The following is a 24,418-nucleotide window of genomic DNA, read 5'->3' as shown; positions in this document are numbered from 1 at the left end:
TGGATATTTGGGGGATATTATGCGTTTAAAAATACTATCTTTATCATTAGCAGCTTTTTTGATGATGGGTACAGCTGCTTATGCTTCAACACCTTATACGGTTCAGCAAAATGACACACTGTGGAAGATCTCACAAAGTAAAAATGTAAGCCTTTCTCATTTAATAGGGATGAACCGACTTACTAGTTATTCAATCTATCCTGGTCAAACGATTTACATTCCATCTTCTTCAAAGATTTATACCGTTAAAACAGGAGACACTCTTTATAAAATCGCTTCGGCGTCAAATGTTAGTTTATGGGCAATACAACAGGTAAATCCTCAGATTAAGCAAATCAATTGGCTTTATCCTGGACAAGTTTTAGACCTGCCAGCTTCTGCTGCACAAAAACCTGCAGCTCCAGCACCTACTACAGCTCAACCTTCAGTTGGTGCATTTGCTACTCAAGTTTCACAGCTCGTGAACCAAGAGCGTCAAAAAGCCGGCCTTGCCCCATTAACACTTGATGCTGAATTAAGCAATGTTGCTATGGCAAAAGCAAAAGACATGATCGCAAATAACTATTTCGATCATAATTCACCAACTTACGGATCTCCGTTTGCCATGATGCGCAGCTTTGGAATCGATTACACAGCTGCTGGTGAGAACATTGCTAAAGGACAAACTTCTCCTCAAGCCGTTATGACGGATTGGATGAACAGTCCTGGTCATCGCCAAAACATTTTAAGCTCTAATTATGACTCTATTGGAGTTGCTTATTACCAAGGAGCTTGGGTACAGTTATTCAAAAAATAAGGATCTTCCGCACGACTTCCACTAAAAAAGCATGCAGCTCATTAGCCGCATGCTTTTGTCTACATTTAAAAACCTTTATTCTCTAGAAAATCGACTGAAATAGTACATTGTTCAACTAACATATACTCCATGTAGATGTTTTGTTCACATGATGGTATATTTAAGTTAATTACCTTAATTACCCTATGGGAGAGAAATCATATGAAGTCTAAACTGTACAGCTGGATTCAAAAAAACAAACTGGAATTACAATGGTTCAGCAACGTTAGCGGATTTCCCGCTTACCGAGTAGAGAAGCTATTAAACGACCCCTTCTACAAACCAGATGGTACTACGATGCGGATTGTACTAAGTATTGTTAAAAAGAAAGATGATTCAGCAAAATTGAGTGACTTTTGGGATGTGTAATTAACTAAATCTTTTCTATTAATGGTTCAACGGTAACCCTTCCTGAAAAGAACGTTGCTCCGCCGCCCATGTCAGCGATACGGTCTGGAGTCAGCGAGTTGACCAGATGTTTTGTTTCTTTGTCTGCGCCCCAAAGACCTTGCGTAACTGCCACACCTGGAAGGACGTTGTTCCCAGCATCTGCTTTAAGTATACATTCCCCGCGTTCGTTCCAAACCCTAACCTGCTCTCCATTTTTTATTCCTAATGATTCAGCATCAGAACGATTCAAAACCACAACTGGCTCTTTTTCAAGCTCAACATGTTTGGATTGGTTCGCAAATGTTGAGTTCAAAAAGTTATGATTTGGACCCGCTATAAAAAGGAGGGGGTGTTCGGAATCTTTTGACAAAGGTATATAGGTCGGCAAAGGTGGATAACCGTCCTGTTTCATTTTTTCTGAATACAGTTCTATTTTTCCGCTCGGAGTCGGGAGTACGTCAGGAAATTCCGCTTCTGCTTTTAAATATTGATTTTTTGATAAGGTTTCATAGTTTATTTTCGTTATAAAAGGATTTAACGGATTAGTGAGTGCTTGATCAATTAACTCCTCGTCCGTCTCTATAAAAGCTGTATCGTCAAAATCCATAGCTTTCGCTAAAAGCCTGAACACATCTGTATTTGATTTAGCTTCCTCATAGGGCTCTATCACTGGCTGCTGAAGCTGAATGTAGTGATGCCAATATGATGTGTAAAAATCTGTATTTTCAAAGGAAGACGTGGCAGGCAAAACAATATCTGCATACCTCGCTGTTTCTGTTAAAAACAAATCATGTACAACCGTAAACAAGTCTTCTCGTTTTAATCCTTTTCGAACTTTATTACCAGCAGGTGCAACTACAGCAGGATTACTTCCATAAACATAAAGCGATTTTACTGGTGGATCAAGCGTAAGTAAGGCATCTCCCAGCACATTCATATTAATTTTCCGCGTTTGCTTGTTTTTCAGCAAGTCCGGGCGCTGCAAGGAATCCGTATTGTGGGCCAAGTAAGCGGAATTTCCTTTAATAGCCCCTCCCCCTTTTACTTGCCATTGTCCGGTTAAAGCTGGAAGACAGGAGATTGTTCTAACAAACATTCCTCCATTATCGTGGTGCTGCGGTCCGTTACCAATACGAATTAAGCTAGGTGAAGTCATTCCGTACATTCTTGCGAGTTGCACAATATCCTCTTCTGGTATGCCGGTAATGGCAGCTACAGACGTGGGATCATACTGTTTTACATGCTCACGAAGCTCCTCATGCCCTACCGTGAATTGCTCAAGAAATGAGGCGTTCACCATGTTTTCACCAAATAAAATATGCATCATTCCTAAAGCCAGAGCGGTATCCGTCCCAGGCAGAATCGGAATGAACCAATCTGCCAATCTAGCGGTTTGATTTTTATGAACATCAATTACAATGATCTTAGCTCCATTTCGCTTCCTGGCTTTTTGAGCGAGAGCGATTTGATGCATGTTCGTGCTCACCGCATTAATTCCCCAAAATATAAATAGCTTGGTATGAATAGTGTCCTCAGGATCAATTCCATAGCTGCCGCCCATTGTATATTTATAGCCGACAGCACCAGCAGAATTGCAGATACTCCTATCAAGCTGAGAGGCTCCCAAACGGTTAAAAAAGCGGCGATCCATACCTTCCGCACTAAGGTTCCCCATATTTCCATAAAAACTGTATGGAAGGATGCTTTCTGCACTGTCACTTTTCAGAAGTTCTTTCCAGCGAGTAGTAATCGTATCAATCGCTTCATCCCAGCTTATTCGAACAAACTCTCCATCGCCTTTTGCTCCAACGCGTTTCATAGGATATTTAAGTCGTTTTTCATCATAGATTCGTTCAGTCATATTACGAACTTTATTGCAAATATATCCTTTAGTCACAGGGTGGTTTGGGTCACCCTCGATCTTCGTAATTTTACCGTTCTTTTTATGCAGAAGCAGCCCGCATTGGTCGGGGCAGTCTAGTGAACAAACGGAAGGAAAAATACCATCAGGGCGATCAATAAAATTGGTCAAATTTTTGTTCTCCTTTCCTATCGTGTAGTGTCCTCATTCAAAGTGGCTGTTATGAATTGTCTGTCTGTTAATATATTATCTAATTCTATTTTATCATAGCGTTAGTTAGAGATAAGCTCACCTGTATAGGTTAAGAATTAAAACCATGTAAAAAAACGACCATTTCTGGTCGCTTCCTTAGAACTTTATTGTGTGGAACCACTTTGCTCTGCTGGTTTTTTTGCGGGAGCAAACCATCCGATAAGTGCAATCGCAATCAATACTCCATAGAAAATGATCGTCCAAACGGTACTGTGAGGAAAATGATGATCTAAAACTCCTATATCTTTGTGTGCAAGTGTAATTACAGCAAGCTTGACACCAACCCAAGCAACAATGGCATACGCAGTTGTTTCTAATGCAGGACGTTTATCAAGCAGCTGTACAAACCAGGTTGCAGCAAATTTAATTAAAATAAGACCCGCAATTCCTCCTAAAAGGACAACGATAAACTGTCCTCCATCCATGCCTCCGAAGTCATCTAGAGGTGAATCTGGAAGACCTAAGGCAAGAGCAACGGCTGCCAAAATCGAATCAATCGCAAAAGCAAGATCAGCTATAGCAATTTTTCCTACCGTTGGCCAAAAACTTTTGCCAGCAGACTCCTCTTCCACTTCTTCTTGAATGTTCTCATTTTCTTTTCCAAATTTCGCTTTAATGACATGCTTTAACCCTAAGTATAGAAGATAAGCTGCACCAATCGCTTGAATCTGCCAAACGTTTGCAATAAATGAGATTGCAAAAAGCGCACCAAATCTAAATACAAATGCCATTATGATTCCATAATTTATTGCTCTTTTTTTCTGTTCTTCAGGTAAATGTTTTGCAATAACAGCTAGTACGAGCGCATTGTCAGCTGATAACAAACCTTCCAACCCGATTAAAATTAACAATGCCCAAGCATACTCTAGCCATATAGACTCCATCTACATCTCTCCCTTATTTAATACTGCTAAACGATAAGTAATAGCTATAGAATTCCCCGTTTAGCCACAGGGTACTCCTAATAATAACGGTTTATCCCTATCTCAAAACGATTCCTATACTTATGCCAAACTCATCTATACATTAACTATACAACAAACACTGTAACAATGAATGTTACAGCGTTCATAGTTTGTACTCGATTAATCCTTTATAAGTGAAACACGGAATGGGTGAAGGTTACCCGTCATGATTTCACCTCTGATTGCTGGGTCGTTCTCCATTATTCTTAGCGCTTCTTCTTCATTCGTATTATGAAGGATGACTATACCAAATGAAGCATCAAGACATGGACCGGCTAGTACTAATTTCCCCTCTTCTAAAAGGTTTTGGAGGTATTGAAAATGGGATTGCAGAGTTTTCTGTTCAGCATCCGTTTGATTCTCCATAAAATGAGCCCTTACCGGTTTAATTTGATATAAGAATTCTGTAGTTTCCATACAATATCTCCCCTTTATAGAGATTGAGATTCTATAAATGATGGAAATATCCTTTTTGTTGTTTTTATCTTCTTTTTTTGCTTGTTTCCGATTTTAGATGAGCGGGCTTTGCGCTTTTTGGTGCAGCTAAACGTTTATCAGACGTTCTTGCTTTCTCAGAATCCTCTTTTATAATAACTTGTCCTTGTTCAAGAAATTGCTTTTGAAGAGGCACATTCATCTTAGCTGTCCATTTTTTTACGGAAGTTAATTCAGTTTTTGTTACAAGAGATACAACCGTTCCTTCTTTACCCATGCGGCCTGTTCTTCCAGAGCGATGAACATATTGTTTAACATCTTCAGGCATTTCAAAATGAACAACATGTGTAACATCTGGTATATCCAGTCCGCGCGTAGCCACATCCGTCGTTAAAAGAACAGGAATTTTTCCATTTTTAAAGTCATTTAATACTTTTTGTCTTTCTTGTTTTGTTGAATTTCCTGCTAAAACACCCAGTTTAATTTTTTTATACTCAAGCTTAGTAGCAAATTCATCCATCTTCATGGAACTATTGATAAATACCATCGCTTTAATTCCTGGCGTATGACGAATTAGCTTTCGCAAGTTATCAACTTTGTCACGGTAATCAGATACCATGAATGTATGCGTTACTTCACTCTTGACTGATTCTTTTTCAACTTTAACAACAACAGGATCTACCGCTAATTTTCTTGACCAGTCTTCTGTCTTATTATTAATAGTAGCTGACACAAAAACAAGCTGGCGGTCTTTTAATGTTGCAGCAATTACTTGTTCGACATCTCCATTGAAACCTGCTTCGATGATATGATCTGCCTCATCAATCACTATGGTTTTCACTTCATGTACTTTTAGTTTTTTGTTTTGGATCAATTCTTTGACACGGCCAGGTGTACCGACGATATATTGCGGCTTCTTTTTCAGTTTATCTAACTGGCGCTGCATGTTGGCTCCACCAATAAGAGAAGCACCGCTAAAACCACTGTTTTCTGTGAACTTTTGACAAACCTCATAAATCTGCATCGCTAGTTCTCGTGTGGGTGCCAAAAAGAGAACTTGAGCATTTTTTACTTCTGGGTTTAATTTCGAAAGAGCAGGCAAAGCATAGGCAAGCGTCTTACCAGTACCTGTTGGTGATTCAATGATCAAGTCCTTATTTTTTAATTGATCTGGTATTGATCGTTCTTGAATATCTGTTAATGCTGAAAAGCCGCTCTTGTTCCAAGCGTTTTGTATGAATTCCGGAAAATTATGTAGCGATTGTGTCATTTTTTATACCCCTTAAAATAGTCATTCATTTCGTTCATAGACGTTATTAATTGTTCTAGTACAAGTGAAATTCGTTCAGGTTCTTCTTCTTGTGCTGGCTTCTGTAATTGAATGGAGATCGTATCGCGAAATACATGTCTCGGCTCTCCATATATATAGGTAAGCTTTTGCTGAATGTCACCTTTTAAATCACCGTTTCCCCATTTTTTTAAAATAGACTGAATCTGCTTGCAGTCTGTTTCAATTTCGTATACGGGTGTTTGAATGCATACTGAGAGCTTGCTGCCCGCTCCGTCAGGATTGTCGTTCAGCTTCTCCATCGCCAGATCTTCGAGAGTTGACGTTAAGCTAATATTTCCTCTCATTAACTCTCCGATCGTTGAAACCACAAAATCGACAGAATAGTTCCTCTCCATGATTGCATGGTCCAATAAATCTTTACGGTTAACTATTTCAATTTCTCCTGAAAAATCAAGGTCATAAATTGCTCCTTCAAGCACAACCTTTAGATTATCATAAACGGATGGATGATACATCTTGTTCTCTCCCTATTTTTGAAAACGATATTTAATTACGGTACGTGAAATTTTTATGATTGTTGCTCAGGCATTTGTTCTTTCAGCTGGTTCAGAACATAGAGAACAGATTTTACCATTTCCGTTATGCGTTTATCTTTCATTTTCTTTTGAAAGACGTAGACTCCTAAATAGCCGATATTTTCTGCGGCTGTCTTGATTTGGATTGGATACAGATATTTAGGCTTATTCGCGATCACCCAATCCCTTGCAAGAGGTTCCCACTCTTTTACACGAAAGTGTATGCGATCGGCAAATGGTTTAACTTCTGTAAAAAAGTCCGCTTCTGTTTCTCTTGTTTTTGTTTCTGTTTTAAAAATATGAAACGCTTCATCTATATCCGCGATTAGTTCGTTCGTTAATTTATATAAATGGCTCATAAAAAAGTCCCTCCATTCTTTATATCCTACCAAAGAATGAAGAGACTTACACTTTTTGATTTTGATTTAGTGTTAATGAATATTCTCTGTAGCAATTGAAAGTGGTTGCTTTCCGCTCCAAATGCTCGCTTTCCGCGGGGCAGGCGGTGAGCCACATTTGTGACGTTTCACTCTTAAGTGTCTCACCTGCCCGCCTGTCCCGCAGGAGTCTCGCATCTTACACTCCAATCAACCATCATAGAAGAGGATATTTAAAAGCAACAATCTTTTAGAAAGAAGCGTTTTATAAAAACAGTTTTTACAATGTAAACAAACTCACGAACCAGTTCTTTTTTGGCTTTTCTTTTACGTATAGTCGCTCTTCTGGAAAATCATTTTTCAACAGGGCTACTTCCAGATCTTGAAGACGTGCTTCCATGTTCTCCATCTTTTTGATAAGCTCTTCCAATTCTGAAGCATGCTGCAGCATCTGATAAGATACAACTGCATCTGCTTTCTCTTCGACTTTTTTCTCTAAAGCTTCTATAGCAGCATTCAAGCGGTTGAACTTCTCTTCAAATTGGGTTGGCAGTTCAAATGATTGTTCTGTTGTTTGGATCGTTTGGATTTGAATGTCACTCATCAAAAGTCCGTTGTCTAGCTGCGTTTTAATTTCTTTTAACTGATCAATGTCTTCTTGTCTGAATAAATAGTGTCCGTGCTCATTCTTGTCACATTGAATGTTAAAATGCCTTACCCAGCGTTGTACTGTTGTCGGATTCACCCCAAGCTCCTCAGAGACAGTTTTGGTTTTCATCAACACCATTTCCATCATGAATCCCTCCCCGTTTTCTTATGCTAACTCATTTCGAGCCGTATCCTTCCTTCCCCTTCACACCTGACAAAACTAGTTTTCATTCGGCAAAGAAAGTGGAATACCTCGTAATCATTACAAATTCGACACTCAATTTGTTGATTGTTTGTATATTCAGTCGCAACAACTCCAAAACTAAGGACAGTTCAGGTGATACAAAAAGGAGGTGCCAACATGAACCAAGAAAGCAAACAGCAGCAACAGCAGAATCAGTATACGAATCAAGATGAAACGGGTACTCAGAAAAAGAATCAAAAAGAAAACACAGGCTATGGTGATAAAAAGCTTAACGGCCCAGATATTCCAAGCACGTAAATAGTCAAAAGACGGCTCTTTGTTGGCCGTCTTTTTTATGCATGCTGAATCCATTCTTTTAAAAGAATCCCTATTTTCAATTGTCTTTGCTTTTGTTTATACCAGTCAGTCAGACAAATCTTGTGTAGCGGTTTAACTGCTCCATAGAATTTTTCGGTATTCATGTTTTTTTTGTACCAGTCGACTCTGTTTGATGAATGATGCTTTATGACCGGAAATGCCACGCGTAAAAAAGGCGTTTCTCTTTTTTTCTTCGGGTATATAACCCTCTCAAAATCATGTCTGGATCCAGTATGTGTTACTTTATTCGAGAAGGACAAGATCTCTTCGCTCCATTTCGACTCAAAGAGGATGGTATATAAAATTTTGCCTGTTTCAATTCGGTTGCTTGTTTTTTTAAAACCATGTATAGAAATTCCGAATACATCTCCTGACTCGACAGGAAAAAGCACTGTGCTAAAATGCATATAGTCTTGTAAAAGAAACGGAACACTCGAAAATATTCTTCTTTTATAAAAACCATCTTTAATTACAGGCTTTTCAATTACATGCTGTTCGTTGATGATTAATGACGTACATATTCGCTTCAGATCTCTCTCTCTCCAAAATCGCTTCCATTCTACCTCCATGAATCTTGAAACGCCAAAACATTTTAACAAGTGAAAAAACGGTATTCTTTGTTGTTTCGAATATTCGTATAGCAAAAGCTGAGGAAACGCATCTTGAAAGATAAGCCAGTTCGCCCGCTCGTACGTTAAAAACAGATGCTTCCTTGTGTCAGCAGAAAGCATTCTTGGCAGCCAGTCCCCTTTAAGATCACACATACTGTATCCCGCGTTTCTTGAAACAAGGCTCGCGAGCATCGCCCATCTGATCTCAGGGTTTCTTTTATAAAATGAGGCATAACTTACGGTACGTGAAATATTATCACGATTTTGTGAATTCGTTTCACTTAGTATGTTGTGAACAATCTCCTCAATAGCCCTCTCCACGCTGTTCCTCCATGCATTTTGTCCTATTTTCTATCGTTTGCTTTCATGCTATAAAATATTTGTGTCACATAAGAAAAAAGAGTAAACTAATGGTTATGAAAGATGCATTTGGAAAAAGGAGGCATTAACATTTTGGAGAAAAAAGTAATTATATACACACAAGAAACATGCCCTCCATGTTTTGCAGAAAAAGAGTGGCTAAAAGCAAATGACATTCCTTTTGAAGAACGAGATATACGTAAAACCCCTGCGCATATGCAAGAAGTGATCGATCTGGGTGCTTCTGCTACACCTGTGACCGTTATTGAAACGACTGAAGGCAAAGAGGTCGTAATGGGCTTTCAAGAAGATGAACTTTCCCGACTATTAAAAAAGTAAACATCTAACGGCTATGTGTATCTTTTTCTTAATGCGCATAGCCATCTTTCGTTGTAAAGGAGATGAATCATGGGTACTTTCCATTATCCTAACGGTAAGAAAGTGACTTCTATCGTGAAAAAACAATCCTCATCTTCTATGAAAAAAGAGATTTCTTACAGCAATAGAGGAATGTCGTTAGAAGATGATATCAATCAAAGCAACGAGTATTATCTTCTAACCAATCAAGCGATCATCCATAAGAAACCTACTCCGGTTCAGATCGTAAATGTAGAATATCCAAAACGATCTGCCGCCGTCATCCGTGAAGCGTACTTCAAACTGGCTTCCACGACCGACTATAATGGGGTGTATAAAGGAAGATACATTGACTTTGAAGCAAAGGAGACGAAGAATAAAACGAGCTTTCCTCTAAAGAACTTTCATGAACACCAGCTCACCCATATGCAGCACATCTTGGATCATGGAGGCATCTCGTTTGTTATTCTCCGTTTCTCATCAACAGATGAGAGCTATTTATTCGACAGCTCTCACCTGATTCATTTTTGGAAAGAACAAAGTTTGGGAAGAAAATCCATTCCGAAGGGTGAAATTGAAGAAAAAGGACATTCTATTACTATCGGGTATCAGCCTCGGCTTAATTACTTACACGTAGTAGATTCAGTCTATTTTTAATCATCACCTTCATTGTTCATAAATTGTCAAAAGCCGTCGAATAATTGAACATGTTCATTTTTTTATGAAGTTGAAAGGTTGGTAAAGCTATGTCAAAAGATTACCGAAGCCGTATGGAACGCAGACAATCAAGTGATGGTTCCAAACCGGCAAATAAAACGAAAACCAAAAAACCTAGAGGTGGACGCAACTGGAAGAAGACCCTCCTGTTGCTTGCTGTTATTCTAGGAATTCTAGGACTACTAACTGTCGGTGTGATTGCCGCAACGTCACCGAAACTAGATCCTAAAAAACTTGAAACGCCCGTATCCTCAAAAATTATGGATATGAACGATAAAGAAGTGTCCCTTGTGGCAGGTGATGAAAAACGGATCCGTGTTAAGATCAACGAGATTCCAGAACCTGTACAAAATGCGTTCATCGCAACAGAAGACGTGCGATTCCGTCAGCATAGCGGTATTGATGTACGTCGTATCGCAGGGGCCGCGTTCGCCAACGTAAGAGAAGGCTTTGGAGCAGAAGGTGCGAGTACGATCTCTCAGCAGGTGATTAAGAACACCGTATTAACGAATGAAAAATCACTCACACGTAAGATTCGTGAAGCGTATCTTTCTGTACAGTTAGAACAGAAATATTCTAAAGATCAAATTCTAGAAATGTATCTGAACAAGATCTTTTTTGGGAATGGTGCATATGGAATTGCCACAGCAGCGAAAGTTTACTTCAACAAAGAAGTAGCGGACTTAGAAGTGCAAGAAGCAGCTCTATTAGCAGGTCTGCCTAAAGCACCAAGTTATTATGATCCTACTAGAAATCCAAAAGAAGCAGAACACCGACGCAACGTCGTGTTAAATCTGATGGCTCAACACAAATTCATTACAAAAGAAGAAGCAGAAAAAGCAAAGAGCATTCCGGTTAAAGATATGATTAAAGAAGGCGAATTAAAGACTGAAACTCGTCCTTATGATGCGTACATCAAACAAGTCATAGATGATCTGAAAGACATTGAAGGTCTAGAAGAAGCGGATATTTACTCTTCCGGGTTAAAGATATATACAAACCTTGACACAAAAGCTCAACAAGCAACTGAAGATGTTCTAAGAACGAAGTTAAGTGAAGAACATGAATTTCTGCAATCAGGTGTTACGTTAGTTGATACGAAGTCAAGCGCAATTCGTGCGGTTGGAAGCGGCCGTGGTGGTCAGTTAAGTAACTATTTCTCTTCAAAAATAAAACGTCAACCAGGATCTACCATTAAGCCGATTTTGGATTATGGTCCTGCGATTGAAAACAAAAAGTGGAACACGGGATACATCTTAAAAGATGAGCCTGTGGAACTAAAAGACATTACAATTAATAACTTTAACAAAAAAAATGTTGGAGACATCTCGATGCGTCAAGCACTTGTTGAATCCAAGAACACAACAGCTGTTCGTGCGTTCCAAGAAGTTGGGGCTGAAGAAGCAACTGATTTTGCAAATAAGCTAGGTTTTGATTTAGATCCAGACACAACGTATCCGTCCTATGCAATCGGTGGATTTAACGGTGGTATCTCCCCTCTTACTCTTGCAGGTGCGTATACTGCATTTGGTAACGGCGGTGTATATTCAAAACCAACAACGGTTCGTAAGGTAGAGTTCCCTGATGGACGTGTGATCGAAGTCGACTCAGAACCAAAAGCGGCAATGAAAGATTACACCGCTTATATGATCACAGATATGCTAAAAGATGTTATGGATAGAGGAACTGGCCGTGAAGCTAACGTAAGTGGATTGAACTTAGCTGGTAAAACGGGTACAACAAACTACTCAAAAGAAGATCGTGATAAATATGGTCTTCCAGAAGGTGCAACAAAAGATGCTTGGATGGCCGGCTACACACCAACTTATACAGCAGCCGTTTGGACGGGTTATGCTGAAAATAAAGATAAAGAAGGTAAAGGTCTCTATCTAAACGACAATGAAGCGGATTATTCTAAACAGATTTTCCGTGACATCATGAGCCAGCTCGATCATAAGAACACGGACTTCAAAAAACCGAAATCAGTAACAGAAGTTGCGATGGAAAAAGGAACAGGTAAACGTGCTAGTGAGTTTACACCGGATTCAGAAAAAATCATCGAACTATTTGTTAAGGGGACAGACCTTCCTGGCGTCAGTGATAAGTTTGAAAAACCATCAACCATAGAAGGTCTAGAAGCGAAGTTCAAAGAAAACAAAAATGAGATCGAAGTGAAATGGAAGTACGAGAAGAAACAAGGTGTAACGTTTAGAATTCTCGCGAGCTATAACGACGGACCTATGCAGGAACGTGCAACGATCAACGATACGAAATTTGTTGTTCCAACTCCTGCTCCAGGTAAATACACGTTCCAAGTAATAGCCGTCGACAGCGAAAACAACACGCAAAGCGAACCTGCCGAAACGTCTATTACGATAGAAGGTCCTGAAAGTGAAGAACCGCCTCCGGGTGAGGGTGAAGGCGAACCGGGGACTCCTCCAGGGCAAGAACCTGGTACAGAGCCGCCTAGTGAAGGTGAACCTGGCACTCCTCCTCCAAGTGAAGGCGAACCAGGGACTCCTCCAGGGCAAGAGCCTGGAACAGAGCCTCCTAGTCAAGGTGAACCTGGCACTCCTCCTCCAGGGCAAGATGGAGGCAGAGAACAAAATGGTGGAAACGGAGGAGGACTCCTCCCTCCATTCAACCAATAAACAAAAAAGATCCGTCAGCATAAGGCTGGCGGATCTTTTTTTGTCTAAGTTTTAAGAGCTGTTTTCAATCAAATTAAGGCGGGGAGAATTAAAACCTTGCTCACTTAATATTATAACGGTCAACTAAATAATTCCAAAATACAGGATATCCGAATGAAAGATTCCAGAAACTTACCCCTGCAAATCCGTACTGATCTACAACATCAAACTTTGCTTTCATACTCCTGAGATCCTCAAACCAAACGACATGCTCTTTTTTGTCTTTGTCCCAATATCGAAAGAACGGTGCTTCATCTTTTCGGCTGTACTTGATTGCAGCTTGCCTTTTTCCAGCTAGCTGTGTGGCTTGAACAGGATTTAGAGCTTTCGCAAACTCACCGCCAGGTTTATAAGGAAGTTTCCAGTCATAACCGTAAAGATTGATTCCCATCAAAATTTTCTTTGGATCGATCTCACTAACCGCATAGTCTAGCACTTTTTTTACAGAAGGAAGTGGACTTACTGCCATCGGCGGACCGCCGCTATATCCCCATTCGTAAGTCATAAGAATCACGTAATCCACAATCTCCCCGTGTGCTTTATAATCATGTGATTCGTACCATTCTCCTTGCTGAGTGGCAGAAATTTTCGGCGCTACCGCAGTCATCACGATATAGTTTTCTTTGTGCATCCTCTCTGTCAGTGTTCTTAAAAATTGATTATAAGCTTCTTTATTCTGCTTTCCGAGAAACTCAAAGTCAACGGAAATTCCCTGGTACCCTTTTTGTTTCATGATACGAAGGGACTCGTCTATTACTTTGTTCGTAATTTCTTTATTCGTCAGAATTGCCGTTCCAACTTCTTCACTGAACTCACCGTCTTTAATGTTTGTGATTGCCATGATTGGTCGAACATTTTTATTCTTTGCTTCTTTTAAGAACGCTGTGTCATTTAGTGGTTTAAACACACCTTTTTCATTCACTTCATAACTAAACATCGTAATATAACTTAATCCTTTTGCTGCTGCAGTAAAGTTTTCTTTTGCTTTTGGAACAGGCTCTGCAAACGCGTTCGTTATGATCGTCTTCTTACTTCTCTGTGGAACATTCAATTGGGTTCCAGCCTGTAAAGTCTCATCTGTTAAACCTGGATTCGCCTGCTGAAGCTGTGCGACGGATACTCCGATTCTTTTACCGATCTCTTCTAAAGAATCACCTGGCTGTACGGTATACGTAAATGGTGTTGGAATAAAAAGTGTTTGCCCCACAGAAAGAACATCTTTTTCTGTAAGTCTATTTACCGCGGCCAGCTCTTGCCAAGGCAATTTATAGTATTGTGAAAGCTTCCAAAGTGAATCCCCTCTTTTCACCACATGAATCTGCATGATACCCCTCCTAAAAAACGTCTCATGTCATCATCATATGTCCAAGAGCCTTGTCCTTATGTACTTCGTCTAAAAAGTATGACACTTTTCTTTTCCCATTCTGAAAATAACTCACTAAGCTGGATAAAAGATTGGTAATGATCTGGCTGCTCATTGATAAAAATAAGTCGATCTATCGCATTGACCGGCAGATGCTTAAATCCCTTCAAATGATCTTTCCAGTTTTTCAATTCTTGCTCCGTTGCCTTATGGCCGTTAACGACATACAAAACATATAAAAAACGGTTAAAGAAATATACCATTGGTTCTCTTGCACGTTTTCTGTCGCGATCTTTAAAGTAACGAGCGATTTCCTCTGAGTTCTCTTTCCATTCTAAAAATATCTCTTCTGGATTTTTATTTTGAGTCATTTTAACCCCTCCATGTTTATCTGCAAACTAAAAAGAGTTTATCTATCCCTTATCTAAATGTATTGTAACTCTTTAAAACAACGTATTCCAAGTTGATTGTCCATCCATTTCGTCTGCTTACATAAAAAGACTCAAAAAGACATGATGTCATTTTTGAGTCAGCTTTTTCTTCTCTTTTTGGTTCATCCGCTTCTTGCCTTCACGGCATATCGAAAGTAGCGGACATTCCGGACAGTTCGGGTTTTGGGCTTTGCAATGGTATCTGCCAAAGAAAATTAATCGGTGATGAGTGGCACCCCAAAGGGATTTTGGAATCTTCTTCATAAGTGTTTCTTCGACCTGGAGTACAGAATCCTTCAATTTGCAGATTCCAAGCCTTTTTGATACACGCTCAACATGAGTATCAACAGCAATTGCAGGTACGCCGTATGCTACAGATACAACAACGTTTGCCGTTTTTCTTCCTACACCAGGAAGTTTCGTCAGTTCATCACGATCTTTCGGGATTTCACCGCCGTATTCAGTTAAAACAAGTTCGCTCAGTTTTTGGATGTTCTTCGCTTTATTTCGATATAGTCCGATCGACCGGATATCATCTTGCAGCTCTTCTAAAGATACGTTCAGATAATCCTGTGGTGTTTTATATTTCGCAAATAGTTTCGGCGTAACTTTATTTACAAGTGCATCTGTACATTGAGCAGACAGAAGTACAGCGATTGTTAACTCGAACGGATTTGAGTGATTCAGCTCACAGTGAGCATCTGGAAACATGTCCTCTATCTGTTCTAAACAAAATTGAATCTGTGCTTTGTTTAACACGAAGCTTTTACCTCCTATTATAAAAAGAAAGACCTAAAAGGCCTTTTCATGTTTTAAGATTCCAACCAATTGTATGCGGGTCTTTTTAGCCCAGAGTCTTTTCGAGGCTGATCTTGTTGACCTGTTCGCTGCAGCTGTCTGACTCTGAACTTTTCACCATACATCTTTGCAGCTTCTGGACTTTTTATTCCGTTTTTCTTCCACTCGAACAAAATACGGTCGATATATCTGAAGTTTAGCTTTCCTGATAGAACGGACTCTTTAAGTGCTGAAAGAATCAATTGTGGCGATTGCTGATCTTCATCCATCCAAATTTTCAGGGTTTCAAGCTCCATAGGAGATAATGGACGTCCAAATTCTTTTTCAAATAGTACAAAAACATTCTGTTCTTGGTTTTCCTTATGAATCTCTTTTTGGATCTGCTCTTCTTCTTTTAAACTTTGAAGAAGTCTGTTCCATAAAGGCTGCAGGGTGTAGGCTTCAAAATAGACGCCTTTTTCTTTATCTTCGTATTGATCCATACCGAGAACGCCTCTACCGATCAACGAACGCAGCATGGAAGACACATCGTTACTGGATGCTGACATTCGTTCAGACAGCTCGACTGGCGTCGGAAAATAGTTTCCTGATTCTATAAAAACATGAAGCTGTATAAACAACATGCATTCGTTATCAGATAAACCGATCTGTTTGTATGTTTTTAAAAGCATGTTAGGAATACTGATCGACCCTTCAGCCATCCATCGTTCAAATAATGTACCGTTCATTTTTAAAACACCTCTATTTCTATTATAGCATATAAAACTAGCTTTTTTTATTTTGACTATACTGTTGAATGTTGAGAAAAAGTAGGTATGTAGTTCACGAGCAGTTGTTGGTGATGATGTCGAAATTTGCAGAATCGCCTTTATTGTTGTGGTTAAGACTTAATTAGATACGATTTAAACTTAATTTTTTTTTTTAAGACTTAATTGACAACGAAAATGACTTAATTCATCTTCAAAACGACTTAATTAGACTTTACCAGCCTAAAAAACACTTCTTAAAAACAATAAAAAAATCTCCCATAAAGGGAGATTTTTAAATCAAGGATATAGACGGTTCAATAGACGCGGGAATGGAATCGTTTCACGAACATGCTCCGCTCCTGAGATCCAAGCTACCGTACGCTCTAATCCAAGACCGAATCCTGAATGAGGAACGCTTCCGTATTTTCTAAGTTCTAGATACCATTTGTATGCATCGTCAGTTAATCCGTGCTCTTCATAACGCTGTTCCATAAGTGCAAGGTCATCAATACGCTGACTTCCACCGATTATTTCTCCGTATCCTTCAGGAGCGATCAGATCTGCACACAATACAACATCGTCACGGTTCGGGTCTGGCTTCATGTAGAACGCTTTAATGTCTTTTGGATAATTCGTGATGAATACCGGCTTGTCGAAGCTCTCAGCGATCGCTGTTTCGTGAGGCGCACCGAAGTCGTCTCCCCAATCAATATCATCAAAGCCTTTTTCCTTTAACATCTTAATTGCGTCGTCATATGAAACACGAGGGAAAGGAGCTTTAACATTTTCTAGTTTAGAGATATCGCGTCCAAGTGTCTTCAGTTCGTTTTCACAGCGTTTGATCACTGATTGAACGATATGTGAGATGAACTGTTCTTGAATCTCAAGAGATTCTTCGTGTTCAACGAAAGCCATCTCAGGCTCGATCATCCAGAATTCGATCAAGTGACGGCGAGTTTTTGATTTCTCTGCACGGAATGTCGGACCAAATGAATATACTTTTCCAAGTGCCATGGCTGCCGCTTCCATGTAAAGTTGTCCACTTTGTGAAAGATAAGCATCTTCTTCAAAGTATTTTGTGTGGAACAGTGATGTTGTTCCTTCAGCAGAGCTTCCAGTTAAAATCGGAGGATCTACTTTTACAAAGTCATTGTTGTAGAAGAATTCGTTCACAGCGTGGATGATCTCGTTACGGATCTTTAAGATTGCGTGCTGACGCTTAGAACGGATCCAAAGATGACGGTGGTCCATCAAAAATTCTGTTCCGTGTTCTTTCGGTGTGATCGGATAGTCAACAGCTTGATGAAGCACTTCAACATCTGTTACTTCAAGTTCCACACCAAGTGCAGATCGCTCGTCCTCTTTAACGGTTCCTGTAACGTAAAGGCTGGATTCTTGAGTAAGTCCTTTTGCTTTTGCAAAGATCTCTTCACCAACTTCACTCTTTACGACAACACCTTGAACAAATCCGGATCCATCGCGGAGCTGTAAGAAGGCGATCTTACCAGAAGAACGCTTATTTGAGAGCCACGCTCCTATCGTAACGGTTTTACCCACATGTTCATTTAGCTTTTTTATAGTCGTTTTCACTACATGTACCTCCACTGTACTAAATATCAATATCTACCAAAAAATTATGAATGAGAATTTTCTAAAAATCAATCATTACTTGCGGTTTGATTTAATAAAACGCTCGATTCGGTCTAACGCTTCCATGATCGTTTCAAGACTTGTCGCATAAGAAAGTCTCACGTTGTCAGGAGCACCAAATCCTGATCCTGGAACGAGGGCCACTTTTTCTTCTTCTAAAAGAGCTTCTACCCATTCATCCACTGAAGAGAACCCTGTCATTTTGACCGCTTCTGTAGCATTTGGGAACAGATAGAATGCACCGTTCGGTTTTACACACGTGATCCCAGGAATGGTGACCAAACGATCGTACACTTTGTTCATACGCTCTTCAAAAGCTTGACGCATTTCTTCAACAGGTTCCTGAGTGCCGTTATAAGCAGCAAGTGCACCATGTTGAGACGTTGTCGTCGGGTTCGATGTACTATGACTGTCTAAGTTCGTCATTGCTCTAATGATTTTGGAATCCCCTGCAGCAAAACCGATTCTCCATCCGGTCATCGCATGGGATTTAGATAGACCGTTGATGATGATGGTTTGTTTTTTCAGTTCAGGTGAAAGCTCTGCGATTGATGTATGCTTCACTCCGCCGTATACGAGTTTTTCATAGATTTCATCAGAAACGATCAAGATATCGTTCTCTAGACACACTTGACCGATCTCACGCAGCTCTTCCGCTGAATAAAGAGATCCTGTCGGGTTGCTTGGAGAATTTAGTACTAATGCTTTTGTTTGATTTGTGATCACTTTTTTCAGATCTTCTGCCGTGATCTTAAACTGGTTCTCTTCTTTACCTTCAAGATAAACAGGTGTCCCATCAGCCAACTTAACTTGTTCAGGGTAGCTCACCCAATAAGGAATCGGGATGATCACCTCGTCACCTTCATCTAAAATGGCTTGGAATAAAGAGTACAACGAATGTTTTGCTCCTGTACTTACGATGATCTCAGAAGGCTCATACGTTAATCCCTGATCTTGCTTTAGTTTGTTTGCGATTGCTTTCTTCAGAGAAAGAAGTCCGCCAGAAGCGGTATATTTCGTGTGCCCTTCTTTCATAGACTCATATGCAGCTTCAATAATATGTATTGGTGTATTAAAGTCGGGTTCACCAGCCCCAAGTGCGATTACATCGTGCCCTTCTGATTTTAATTGGTTTGCCTTTGCTGTGATTGCCAGAGTTGTTGAAGGAGTTAATGCCTCCACACGTTTTGCAAGTTTCATACTACTAAATCCCTCCACTTTTTATTATTGCTCAGCTTCTTTAAGACGATAGATTTCGTAACGTTTTCCCGTTTCAAAATATCCATAATAATAGGTGTAGCGACCTTGATCATCATAATAAACAACTTCCCACAATGGAATACCATCTTCCATACCTAAACGGCTGTCGATAATTTCCTTTGCATCATAGTTTGTTTTTACAAAATCAAGAATTTGTTTCTCTGATAACCCTTTTTTTGCGATCTCGGAAGTAACTTCTTTATCTTTTCCGACCCAAACGACCATATCTGTGCCGTTTTCGTTCTTGCCTTCTACTACATAATAAGTTTCATTCTTAAAAAAGTGTTCCACATTTGTAATCGAGACAAGATTTTTTTCTCTTTTTGCGATATCAACAGCTTCTGCTTCTTTCTTTGCAGGCTTGGCTTGCACGCCATTATAAAGATAATAGGCTTGCCAGCTTGCTAAGAGAAGGATTCCAATAATAACAAGTATCCACTTTTTTCCCATATTTAAGCCTTCCTATGTGCGATAGATCGTAAAAATCATCTTATTTTTATTTTCGTCATCTAACGCGAGACCAAACATCAAATCTTGGTGCTTTAATGTTTTGTTCAGTTCAGATACTACTTTGTACAAATCACTGGACTTGTCTACTTTTAGCGTCGAAAGAACTTCAATTTTACTTTCCACGGTTCTTCCTCCTCATACATTACAATCTTATCCCTGTTTACTATAGCAGAAATTCTATGAAAGTGGTACTTTAGAATCCGTGAAAAGGACGGAAAATGTCTTTGTTTAAAGCTGTTGTGATAAAGATGGATGTATTTTCAAATTTCGTTCAAAGTTTGATGAAAAACGTAATAAAAATACATACAAAAGATTAAAAAAAAGCTAGATTTGTTTTTTAAATTTGGAGGCAGCCTTTTTTTTGTTCATAAACTACTCTTACGTTATACCCATCTGGGTATTTAAGCTATTAATCCAAGATATTACATAATTAATTCTAGAAATATCGAGCTTAATTCAGCGAGATTTAACAATAATCCGGCGAGTTTTGCTCGTATATCGGCGAGTTGATAAATTTCGACAAAGTTCGAACTGAATATACTCCTACACCTGAAAACAACAACAAACATATTCAATTTTCTAAGCTCTAAACACGATCAAACCGACCAGATTTTTGTCTGATCGGTTTGAAAGGTAATTACATGATTCAATTAATCTATTTTTACGTTTACAGGGGTTATATCCAAAGATACATTTATAAAAGAATAATCATCTTTCTGACCGTCCGTATATCCCCAATAGCCCTCTGTTTCAGCCGTTTTTCTAAAGTTCAACTCAAATCCTTTACCGTCATTGAAACTGTAACTTTTTACACTCTCCGCTCCAGCATTATCTACTAGATTGTAAGAGATGAACTTGTTTAACACGCCGTGAGCACTCAAGACACCTGAATGAGGCGGTACTTTATGATCATAATACTCATAGCCTGTTGTGCTGTCTTTGCTATCGTTAATTGATATTTTCTTTGTTGCAAGATCGAGCTCATCGCCTTGATTGATCCACGATAGCTTAATATTCTTAAACTGACTCTGACCAAGGTCTGGACTTTTTACCTGTTTGGATAGATCAACTAAAGTTACCCCACCCCTGCCTACAACTTCTGCTTTTTTCTCTTCGTTGTATACGACTAGAGCTGTATCCTCATCAATGCCATATGAAAGTTTACCAGGATCGCCTTTTTCATCAGAGACCGCAATCAATCGGCCAAGACGCGCTTTGTTATCAAAGTGCTGATCCACAATACCATACTCAAAGAAACCAAGTCCTCGTTCCAAATAACCAGGCCCGCCTTCTTGCTGCAGCATTCCGTCATACGTTTCTGTAAACCCTGCTGCAAGTGTATCGTAACTTCCACCCCCGGCAATCATAACATCACTCATGATCGCAGCTCCGGCACTCGTGCCGCCAAGGACAGCTCCATTTCTATACGTCTCCCAGATGGCATCCAACGCTTTAGAATTGCTACCGTCCTCGTTCAATAACGAAGCTGTAATTTTGGTTTGATCTCCACCTACAAACCACACCGCATCTAACTGCTCTATTTTTTGAGCAAGTGCTTCACTGTTTTTATTTAGGTCTGCCCATTTGGACTCATCTTCAGGTGTTTTTTTGTCATTTGTGATGGAGAGCGGCAGAATTTCTATATGCTCTGCATGCATTCCATAACGAACGAGATCTTCTTTGAAGGTTTTTGAAGATGCTAAGCTTGAACTTGCGGCAGGAATAATTCCAACTCTTGAATCCTCTTTTTGTTTCGCAAGATTGATAAATTTCTCATAAACATCAGCGTTTGAACTGCCTAAAGATCCACCAGCAATCAAAAGTTTTCCTTTGACTGGCTGTGAACGGTCAATAACGGGTGCAATAAACTCTGAAGGCTTGTATGCTGAGAAGGCATTCTTATTTTCTGTAAAACTCACCTTTTTAGGTTCTACATCAAATGCGACGTTTGTAAACGAATAATCGTCTTTTTGTCCGTCTTTATAGCCCCAATAGCCCTTTGTATTCTCTGTTTTTCTAAACACAACCTGAAAACCATCACCAGCAGAATCATATAAATAACTCTTTACAGCATTCGTTGTTGCATTATCGACCAATGAATAAGCAATGTATTCTTTTAACCTGCCGTAAGAAGTAAACACGCCTGTCGCGTCGAGGGGTTTAAATTCGTAATATTCATATCCGTTCGTTACATCTTTATGGTCACTCACAATAAATTCTTTTGTTGATACATTTTGTTGATCACCTGAAACGAGATGGCTGATATAAACGTCTTTGAAATGAGCTTTTTTTGAATCGATGACTTTAGCCTTACTTACATCTATTACCGATACCCCGCTTCTTCCGACAACCTTCACTGTTTTTTCTTTGTTGTTTACAACAAGTGCGGTATCTTCATCCACGCCATAAGCATACTGTCCTGTTGCTTTTTCTTTTAGGGCTGTCATCACTAAACGGCCTAGGCGAGCACGTTCATCAAAATGCTGATCCACTATTCCGTACTTAAAGAACCCTAGACCTTTTTCAAGATAAACAGGTTCGTATTCTTCGCTAGAACCTGCCTTATCTTTCGTAACAAACTCATTGTTTAAAGCACCTAAGCTGTCACCACCTGTAATCATCACATCGCTCATAATGGCTGCCCCTGCACTCGTACCTCCGATAACACCTCCTTCACGATACACCTTCCATATGGCTTCTAACGCTTTCGTTTGATCTCCATTCGGTTTTACTAAAGTATCCGTGATCCGCAGCTGATCTCCTCCAACAAACCAGATCGCGCTTAAGTCTTCAATTCCGTCTGCTATACGGTCACTATTGGCGTTCTTCCTCCACTTGGATTCATCTTCTGGTGTACCGCTAAAATCACGATTAGCAAGAGGTACGATCTCAATCTGTTCTTCATCCACTCCATACGAAACCAAATCTTTTTTGAAACTTAGTGAAGATTTCAGAGAGCTGCTCGCTGCTGGTATAATACCAATCTTGGCATCTTTCTTACCGCCAGCCAGTTGAATAAACTCGTTATAAACCGCTTTGTTGCTGCTCCCTAAAGCTCCTCCAGCGATTACTAAATTTCCTTGAATGTCATCCCTTTTCTTCGCAAAGCTTACAGAAGATGTAGATAAGGTTAATCCTAGTGCAAGAGATAGTGTTGCAGCCATCCATTTTTTGTTCAAAATTGCATCTCTCCTTCATTATTTTAGATAGCCCTTTTTTAAAATTTGGTTAAAATGGAAGCTACCTATTATTTGAAAATTCTAATATATACATGCAAGTTGTGTGCCAAAACAGCAACAGCTTGTCCCATAACAATCAAAAGAAATTACACCCTGATTTGGTCATGATTAGGTTTAATAAAAAATCCAAAACACAACCAAATATACTGTTTTTCATGCCGTTCTTATTGACATCGTTCTTATATTCTTAGATCGTTTTAACCTCAAAAAAAGGTGCATTTCCATTGTGGAAATGCACCCAATCGTTAAAAAGTAAAATTCATATTGAATGTATTAAAAAGAAATCCTCTAATTCTCAATCACAATTTCTCCTTCACCTTTTGGAGTTTCGAAGCCTTTAAGGTAGGAAATTAAAGTCTCTTCTGTAATCGGGAAAGAATTTGCATCAAAACGTTGGCTTCTTATCTTAAGTCGCTCACGTAAGTCATCAGGGTGTACGTTCAAATAAACAAGCTTCCATTTACCGCCGGCTTTTTCAATAATTTGTTTATAGAGATTTCTCCTATCACGATCCCAAAAACTGAAGTCAATCACCACGTGTTGTTTTTCATGAATGAGTTCTATTAATCGGTTTCGCAATTTTCTTTCTGCATCCTTCTTAAAGTCCTCAATCTTTTCAAGTGGATAATCAATACCATAGCGACCATTTGTTGCCCATATCTCTTCATCAATCGAAAGACGTACAAAACCTTCTTTTTCTAGTTGTTGTGCGAATGTTGTTTTTCCAGAACCAGCCACTCCACACATCATTACGACTAAAGAGGTTAGATTATCACGTTCACGATATATCAGATCAAAGTTAAACTTTTCAAACATATAGATACCCCCTGATAGGTATAACATATACACTCCCTGCTGCATCTGTTTGTGGATTATAAGCCACAGAGATCTCTGTCTGAAATCGTTTTACATATTTTTCCTATTACCGATTTATTTTAGGTTAAACATCCCTTTTCCAGTATTCATATCTATTGGCAATGATGAATGTTCGTGTGTTATATACCAAGACTCATTTACTTTTTTTAAGCCAAATGTAAAACGGTTTGTTATTTGACGAAGTTTCTCTCCTGATTTTTCACTGTACGCAGCGAATGTGACAGCACAATAAACAAAAGCTACATTAGTATTTTCCTCAATAGTTAAATCCTTAAAATCTACTTTTAGTAAATCTTTGTCTTCACTCAATCCATTAAACCACTTCATTACATTTTCTCTCCATAAAGAAATACCCTTACACTCCCAGTTACCCCAGCAATCATATATATGTACATCAGAAGCATAGATAGATAGAAATTTTTCAACATCTTTTTCATAAACGGCACTTCTGTAATTTTCAAGTACATCCTGAACTGTACTAATACAAATCTTCATAAAGTCATCTCCTTTATAAAAAGTTAAGTTACTTTATTATTTCCATATTCAAACCTTTTTTCCTTCTTCAACTCTGCTACGAATAAGAGTATAAAAAATCTTATGGAATCAACAAAACAGC

General features: G+C 39.2%; 26 protein-coding genes. 6 read left to right on the top strand and 20 right to left on the bottom strand.

Translation table 11 applies throughout. The features are described from left to right. Positions 1-19: 19 nt before the first annotated feature. Together QUF49_RS09185 and QUF49_RS09180 are read left to right on the top strand one after the other, a co-directional pair. On the top strand, positions 20-796 hold the full coding sequence (locus tag QUF49_RS09185) for a LysM peptidoglycan-binding domain-containing protein (protein ID WP_289495365.1): 777 nt from the start codon (positions 20-22) through the stop codon (positions 794-796). Positions 797-997: 201 nt separating this feature from the next. Next, complete coding sequence (locus tag QUF49_RS09180) at positions 998-1,204, top strand: hypothetical protein (protein ID WP_289495364.1); 207 nt, start codon at positions 998-1,000, stop codon at positions 1,202-1,204. 4 nt (positions 1,205-1,208) lie between these two features. Here QUF49_RS09180 and QUF49_RS09175 read toward each other — a convergent pair whose 3' ends face one another. From QUF49_RS09175 to racA, 8 genes are all read right to left on the bottom strand, one after another. After that, positions 1,209-3,257 carry a molybdopterin-containing oxidoreductase family protein gene (locus tag QUF49_RS09175; RefSeq protein ID WP_289495363.1) on the bottom strand — a complete coding sequence of 683 codons (2,049 nt, stop codon included), beginning with the start codon at positions 3,255-3,257 and terminating at the stop codon, positions 1,209-1,211. 185 nt (positions 3,258-3,442) lie between these two features. Continuing rightward, positions 3,443-4,222, bottom strand: coding sequence for a TerC family protein (locus QUF49_RS09170; protein ID WP_289495362.1), 780 nt, complete (start codon positions 4,220-4,222; stop codon positions 3,443-3,445). A gap of 201 nt (positions 4,223-4,423) precedes the next feature. Further along, entirely contained in the window at positions 4,424-4,720 is a 297-nt protein-coding gene (locus QUF49_RS09165) for a YciI family protein (protein WP_289495361.1), read from the bottom strand. 64 nt (positions 4,721-4,784) lie between these two features. Further along, complete coding sequence (locus tag QUF49_RS09160) at positions 4,785-6,008, bottom strand: DEAD/DEAH box helicase (RefSeq protein WP_289495360.1); 1,224 nt, start codon at positions 6,006-6,008, stop codon at positions 4,785-4,787. Next, positions 6,005-6,544: a hypothetical protein gene (locus tag QUF49_RS09155; protein WP_289495359.1), complete on the bottom strand. Its 540-nt coding sequence runs from the start codon at positions 6,542-6,544 to the stop codon at positions 6,005-6,007. Before QUF49_RS09155 ends, QUF49_RS09160 begins: the two co-directional genes overlap by 4 nt. 53 nt (positions 6,545-6,597) lie before the next feature. Beyond that, positions 6,598-6,963: a YppE family protein gene (locus QUF49_RS09150; protein WP_289495358.1), complete on the bottom strand. Its 366-nt coding sequence runs from the start codon at positions 6,961-6,963 to the stop codon at positions 6,598-6,600. Between the two features lie 72 nt (positions 6,964-7,035). Further along, positions 7,036-7,179, bottom strand: a complete 144-nt coding sequence (locus QUF49_RS09145) for a hypothetical protein (protein WP_289495357.1) — start codon at positions 7,177-7,179, stop codon at positions 7,036-7,038. Positions 7,180-7,261: 82 nt separating this feature from the next. Further along, the gene (gene racA / locus QUF49_RS09140) at positions 7,262-7,777 is read right to left on the bottom strand and encodes a chromosome-anchoring protein RacA (protein ID WP_289495356.1); all 516 of its coding nucleotides are present in this window, start codon (positions 7,775-7,777) and stop codon (positions 7,262-7,264) included. A 213-nt stretch (positions 7,778-7,990) separates the two neighbouring features. On the opposite strand from racA, the gene QUF49_RS09135 reads away from it, so the two are divergent. After that, positions 7,991-8,131 carry a hypothetical protein gene (locus tag QUF49_RS09135; RefSeq protein WP_289495355.1) on the top strand — a complete coding sequence of 47 codons (141 nt, stop codon included), beginning with the start codon at positions 7,991-7,993 and terminating at the stop codon, positions 8,129-8,131. A gap of 35 nt (positions 8,132-8,166) precedes the next feature. Here QUF49_RS09135 and QUF49_RS09130 read toward each other — a convergent pair whose 3' ends face one another. Then, positions 8,167-9,123 (bottom strand): DUF2515 family protein, encoded by a 957-nt coding sequence (locus QUF49_RS09130; RefSeq protein WP_289495354.1) that lies wholly within the window; start codon positions 9,121-9,123, stop codon positions 8,167-8,169. Positions 9,124-9,255: 132 nt separating this feature from the next. Here QUF49_RS09130 and QUF49_RS09125 point away from each other — a divergent pair, with 132 nt between their 5' ends. From QUF49_RS09125 to QUF49_RS09115, 3 genes are all read left to right on the top strand, one after another. Then, the gene (locus QUF49_RS09125) at positions 9,256-9,501 is read left to right on the top strand and encodes a glutaredoxin family protein (RefSeq protein ID WP_289495353.1); all 246 of its coding nucleotides are present in this window, start codon (positions 9,256-9,258) and stop codon (positions 9,499-9,501) included. Between the two features lie 69 nt (positions 9,502-9,570). Then, positions 9,571-10,176 (top strand): Holliday junction resolvase RecU, encoded by a 606-nt coding sequence (gene recU, locus QUF49_RS09120; RefSeq protein WP_289495352.1) that lies wholly within the window; start codon positions 9,571-9,573, stop codon positions 10,174-10,176. A gap of 89 nt (positions 10,177-10,265) precedes the next feature. Continuing rightward, positions 10,266-12,887: a transglycosylase domain-containing protein gene (locus QUF49_RS09115; RefSeq protein WP_289495351.1), complete on the top strand. Its 2,622-nt coding sequence runs from the start codon at positions 10,266-10,268 to the stop codon at positions 12,885-12,887. A gap of 100 nt (positions 12,888-12,987) precedes the next feature. Here the strand turns inward: QUF49_RS09115 and QUF49_RS09110 are convergent, their stop codons facing one another. From QUF49_RS09110 to QUF49_RS09060, 11 genes are all read right to left on the bottom strand, one after another. Further along, positions 12,988-14,250: a glycosyl hydrolase family 18 protein gene (locus tag QUF49_RS09110; protein WP_289495350.1), complete on the bottom strand. Its 1,263-nt coding sequence runs from the start codon at positions 14,248-14,250 to the stop codon at positions 12,988-12,990. 56 nt (positions 14,251-14,306) lie between these two features. Further along, a complete protein-coding gene (locus QUF49_RS09105; RefSeq protein ID WP_289495349.1) occupies positions 14,307-14,660 on the bottom strand; it encodes a YpoC family protein in 354 nt (117 codons plus the stop codon). Positions 14,661-14,807: 147 nt separating this feature from the next. Then, positions 14,808-15,479: an endonuclease III gene (gene nth / locus QUF49_RS09100; RefSeq protein ID WP_289495348.1), complete on the bottom strand. Its 672-nt coding sequence runs from the start codon at positions 15,477-15,479 to the stop codon at positions 14,808-14,810. A gap of 53 nt (positions 15,480-15,532) precedes the next feature. Further along, positions 15,533-16,246, bottom strand: coding sequence for a DnaD domain-containing protein (locus QUF49_RS09095; RefSeq protein ID WP_289495347.1), 714 nt, complete (start codon positions 16,244-16,246; stop codon positions 15,533-15,535). A gap of 318 nt (positions 16,247-16,564) precedes the next feature. Continuing rightward, on the bottom strand, positions 16,565-17,857 hold the full coding sequence (gene asnS, locus QUF49_RS09090) for an asparagine--tRNA ligase (protein ID WP_289495346.1): 1,293 nt from the start codon (positions 17,855-17,857) through the stop codon (positions 16,565-16,567). 75 nt (positions 17,858-17,932) lie between these two features. Further along, positions 17,933-19,117 (bottom strand): pyridoxal phosphate-dependent aminotransferase, encoded by a 1,185-nt coding sequence (locus tag QUF49_RS09085; RefSeq protein WP_289495345.1) that lies wholly within the window; start codon positions 19,115-19,117, stop codon positions 17,933-17,935. Between the two features lie 24 nt (positions 19,118-19,141). Further along, on the bottom strand, positions 19,142-19,627 hold the full coding sequence (locus QUF49_RS09080) for a DUF5590 domain-containing protein (protein WP_289495344.1): 486 nt from the start codon (positions 19,625-19,627) through the stop codon (positions 19,142-19,144). A gap of 12 nt (positions 19,628-19,639) precedes the next feature. Further along, positions 19,640-19,810, bottom strand: coding sequence for a YpmA family protein (locus QUF49_RS09075; RefSeq protein WP_082820684.1), 171 nt, complete (start codon positions 19,808-19,810; stop codon positions 19,640-19,642). Positions 19,811-20,337: 527 nt separating this feature from the next. Further along, positions 20,338-22,866, bottom strand: coding sequence for a cyanophycinase (locus QUF49_RS09070; protein ID WP_289495343.1), 2,529 nt, complete (start codon positions 22,864-22,866; stop codon positions 20,338-20,340). Positions 22,867-23,214: 348 nt separating this feature from the next. Beyond that, positions 23,215-23,742, bottom strand: coding sequence for an AAA family ATPase (locus QUF49_RS09065; RefSeq protein WP_289495342.1), 528 nt, complete (start codon positions 23,740-23,742; stop codon positions 23,215-23,217). A 114-nt stretch (positions 23,743-23,856) separates the two neighbouring features. Then, positions 23,857-24,297, bottom strand: a complete 441-nt coding sequence (locus tag QUF49_RS09060) for a YybH family protein (protein WP_289495341.1) — start codon at positions 24,295-24,297, stop codon at positions 23,857-23,859. Between the last annotated feature and the right edge of the window lie 121 nt (positions 24,298-24,418).

This window comes from Fictibacillus sp. b24 (genome assembly GCF_030348825.1).
Taxonomy (GTDB): domain Bacteria; phylum Bacillota; class Bacilli; order Bacillales; family Fictibacillaceae; genus Fictibacillus.
Note: the sequence above shows the minus strand (reverse complement) of the source record. Positions and strands in the feature narration are given on the sequence as shown.

Bases quoted from the DNA above. Each gene is read 5' to 3' on its own strand.
- QUF49_RS09185 (WP_289495365.1), top strand. From the start codon at position 20: ATGCGTTTAAAAATACTATCTTTATCATTAGCAGCTTTTTTGATGATG.
- QUF49_RS09180 (WP_289495364.1), top strand. From the start codon at position 998: ATGAAGTCTAAACTGTACAGCTGGATTCAAAAAAACAAACTGGAATTA.
- QUF49_RS09170 (WP_289495362.1), bottom strand. From the start codon at position 4,222: ATGGAGTCTATATGGCTAGAGTATGCTTGGGCATTGTTAATTTTAATC.
- QUF49_RS09165 (WP_289495361.1), bottom strand. From the start codon at position 4,720: ATGGAAACTACAGAATTCTTATATCAAATTAAACCGGTAAGGGCTCAT.
- QUF49_RS09160 (WP_289495360.1), bottom strand. From the start codon at position 6,008: ATGACACAATCGCTACATAATTTTCCGGAATTCATACAAAACGCTTGG.
- QUF49_RS09155 (WP_289495359.1), bottom strand. From the start codon at position 6,544: ATGTATCATCCATCCGTTTATGATAATCTAAAGGTTGTGCTTGAAGGA.
- QUF49_RS09150 (WP_289495358.1), bottom strand. From the start codon at position 6,963: ATGAGCCATTTATATAAATTAACGAACGAACTAATCGCGGATATAGAT.
- QUF49_RS09145 (WP_289495357.1), bottom strand. From the start codon at position 7,179: ATGCGAGACTCCTGCGGGACAGGCGGGCAGGTGAGACACTTAAGAGTG.
- racA (WP_289495356.1), bottom strand. From the start codon at position 7,777: ATGATGGAAATGGTGTTGATGAAAACCAAAACTGTCTCTGAGGAGCTT.
- QUF49_RS09135 (WP_289495355.1), top strand. From the start codon at position 7,991: ATGAACCAAGAAAGCAAACAGCAGCAACAGCAGAATCAGTATACGAAT.
- recU (WP_289495352.1), top strand. From the start codon at position 9,571: ATGGGTACTTTCCATTATCCTAACGGTAAGAAAGTGACTTCTATCGTG.
- QUF49_RS09115 (WP_289495351.1), top strand. From the start codon at position 10,266: ATGTCAAAAGATTACCGAAGCCGTATGGAACGCAGACAATCAAGTGAT.
- QUF49_RS09110 (WP_289495350.1), bottom strand. From the start codon at position 14,250: ATGCAGATTCATGTGGTGAAAAGAGGGGATTCACTTTGGAAGCTTTCA.
- QUF49_RS09105 (WP_289495349.1), bottom strand. From the start codon at position 14,660: ATGACTCAAAATAAAAATCCAGAAGAGATATTTTTAGAATGGAAAGAG.
- QUF49_RS09095 (WP_289495347.1), bottom strand. From the start codon at position 16,246: ATGAACGGTACATTATTTGAACGATGGATGGCTGAAGGGTCGATCAGT.
- QUF49_RS09085 (WP_289495345.1), bottom strand. From the start codon at position 19,117: ATGAAACTTGCAAAACGTGTGGAGGCATTAACTCCTTCAACAACTCTG.
- QUF49_RS09080 (WP_289495344.1), bottom strand. From the start codon at position 19,627: ATGGGAAAAAAGTGGATACTTGTTATTATTGGAATCCTTCTCTTAGCA.
- QUF49_RS09065 (WP_289495342.1), bottom strand. From the start codon at position 23,742: ATGTTTGAAAAGTTTAACTTTGATCTGATATATCGTGAACGTGATAAT.
- QUF49_RS09060 (WP_289495341.1), bottom strand. From the start codon at position 24,297: ATGAAGATTTGTATTAGTACAGTTCAGGATGTACTTGAAAATTACAGA.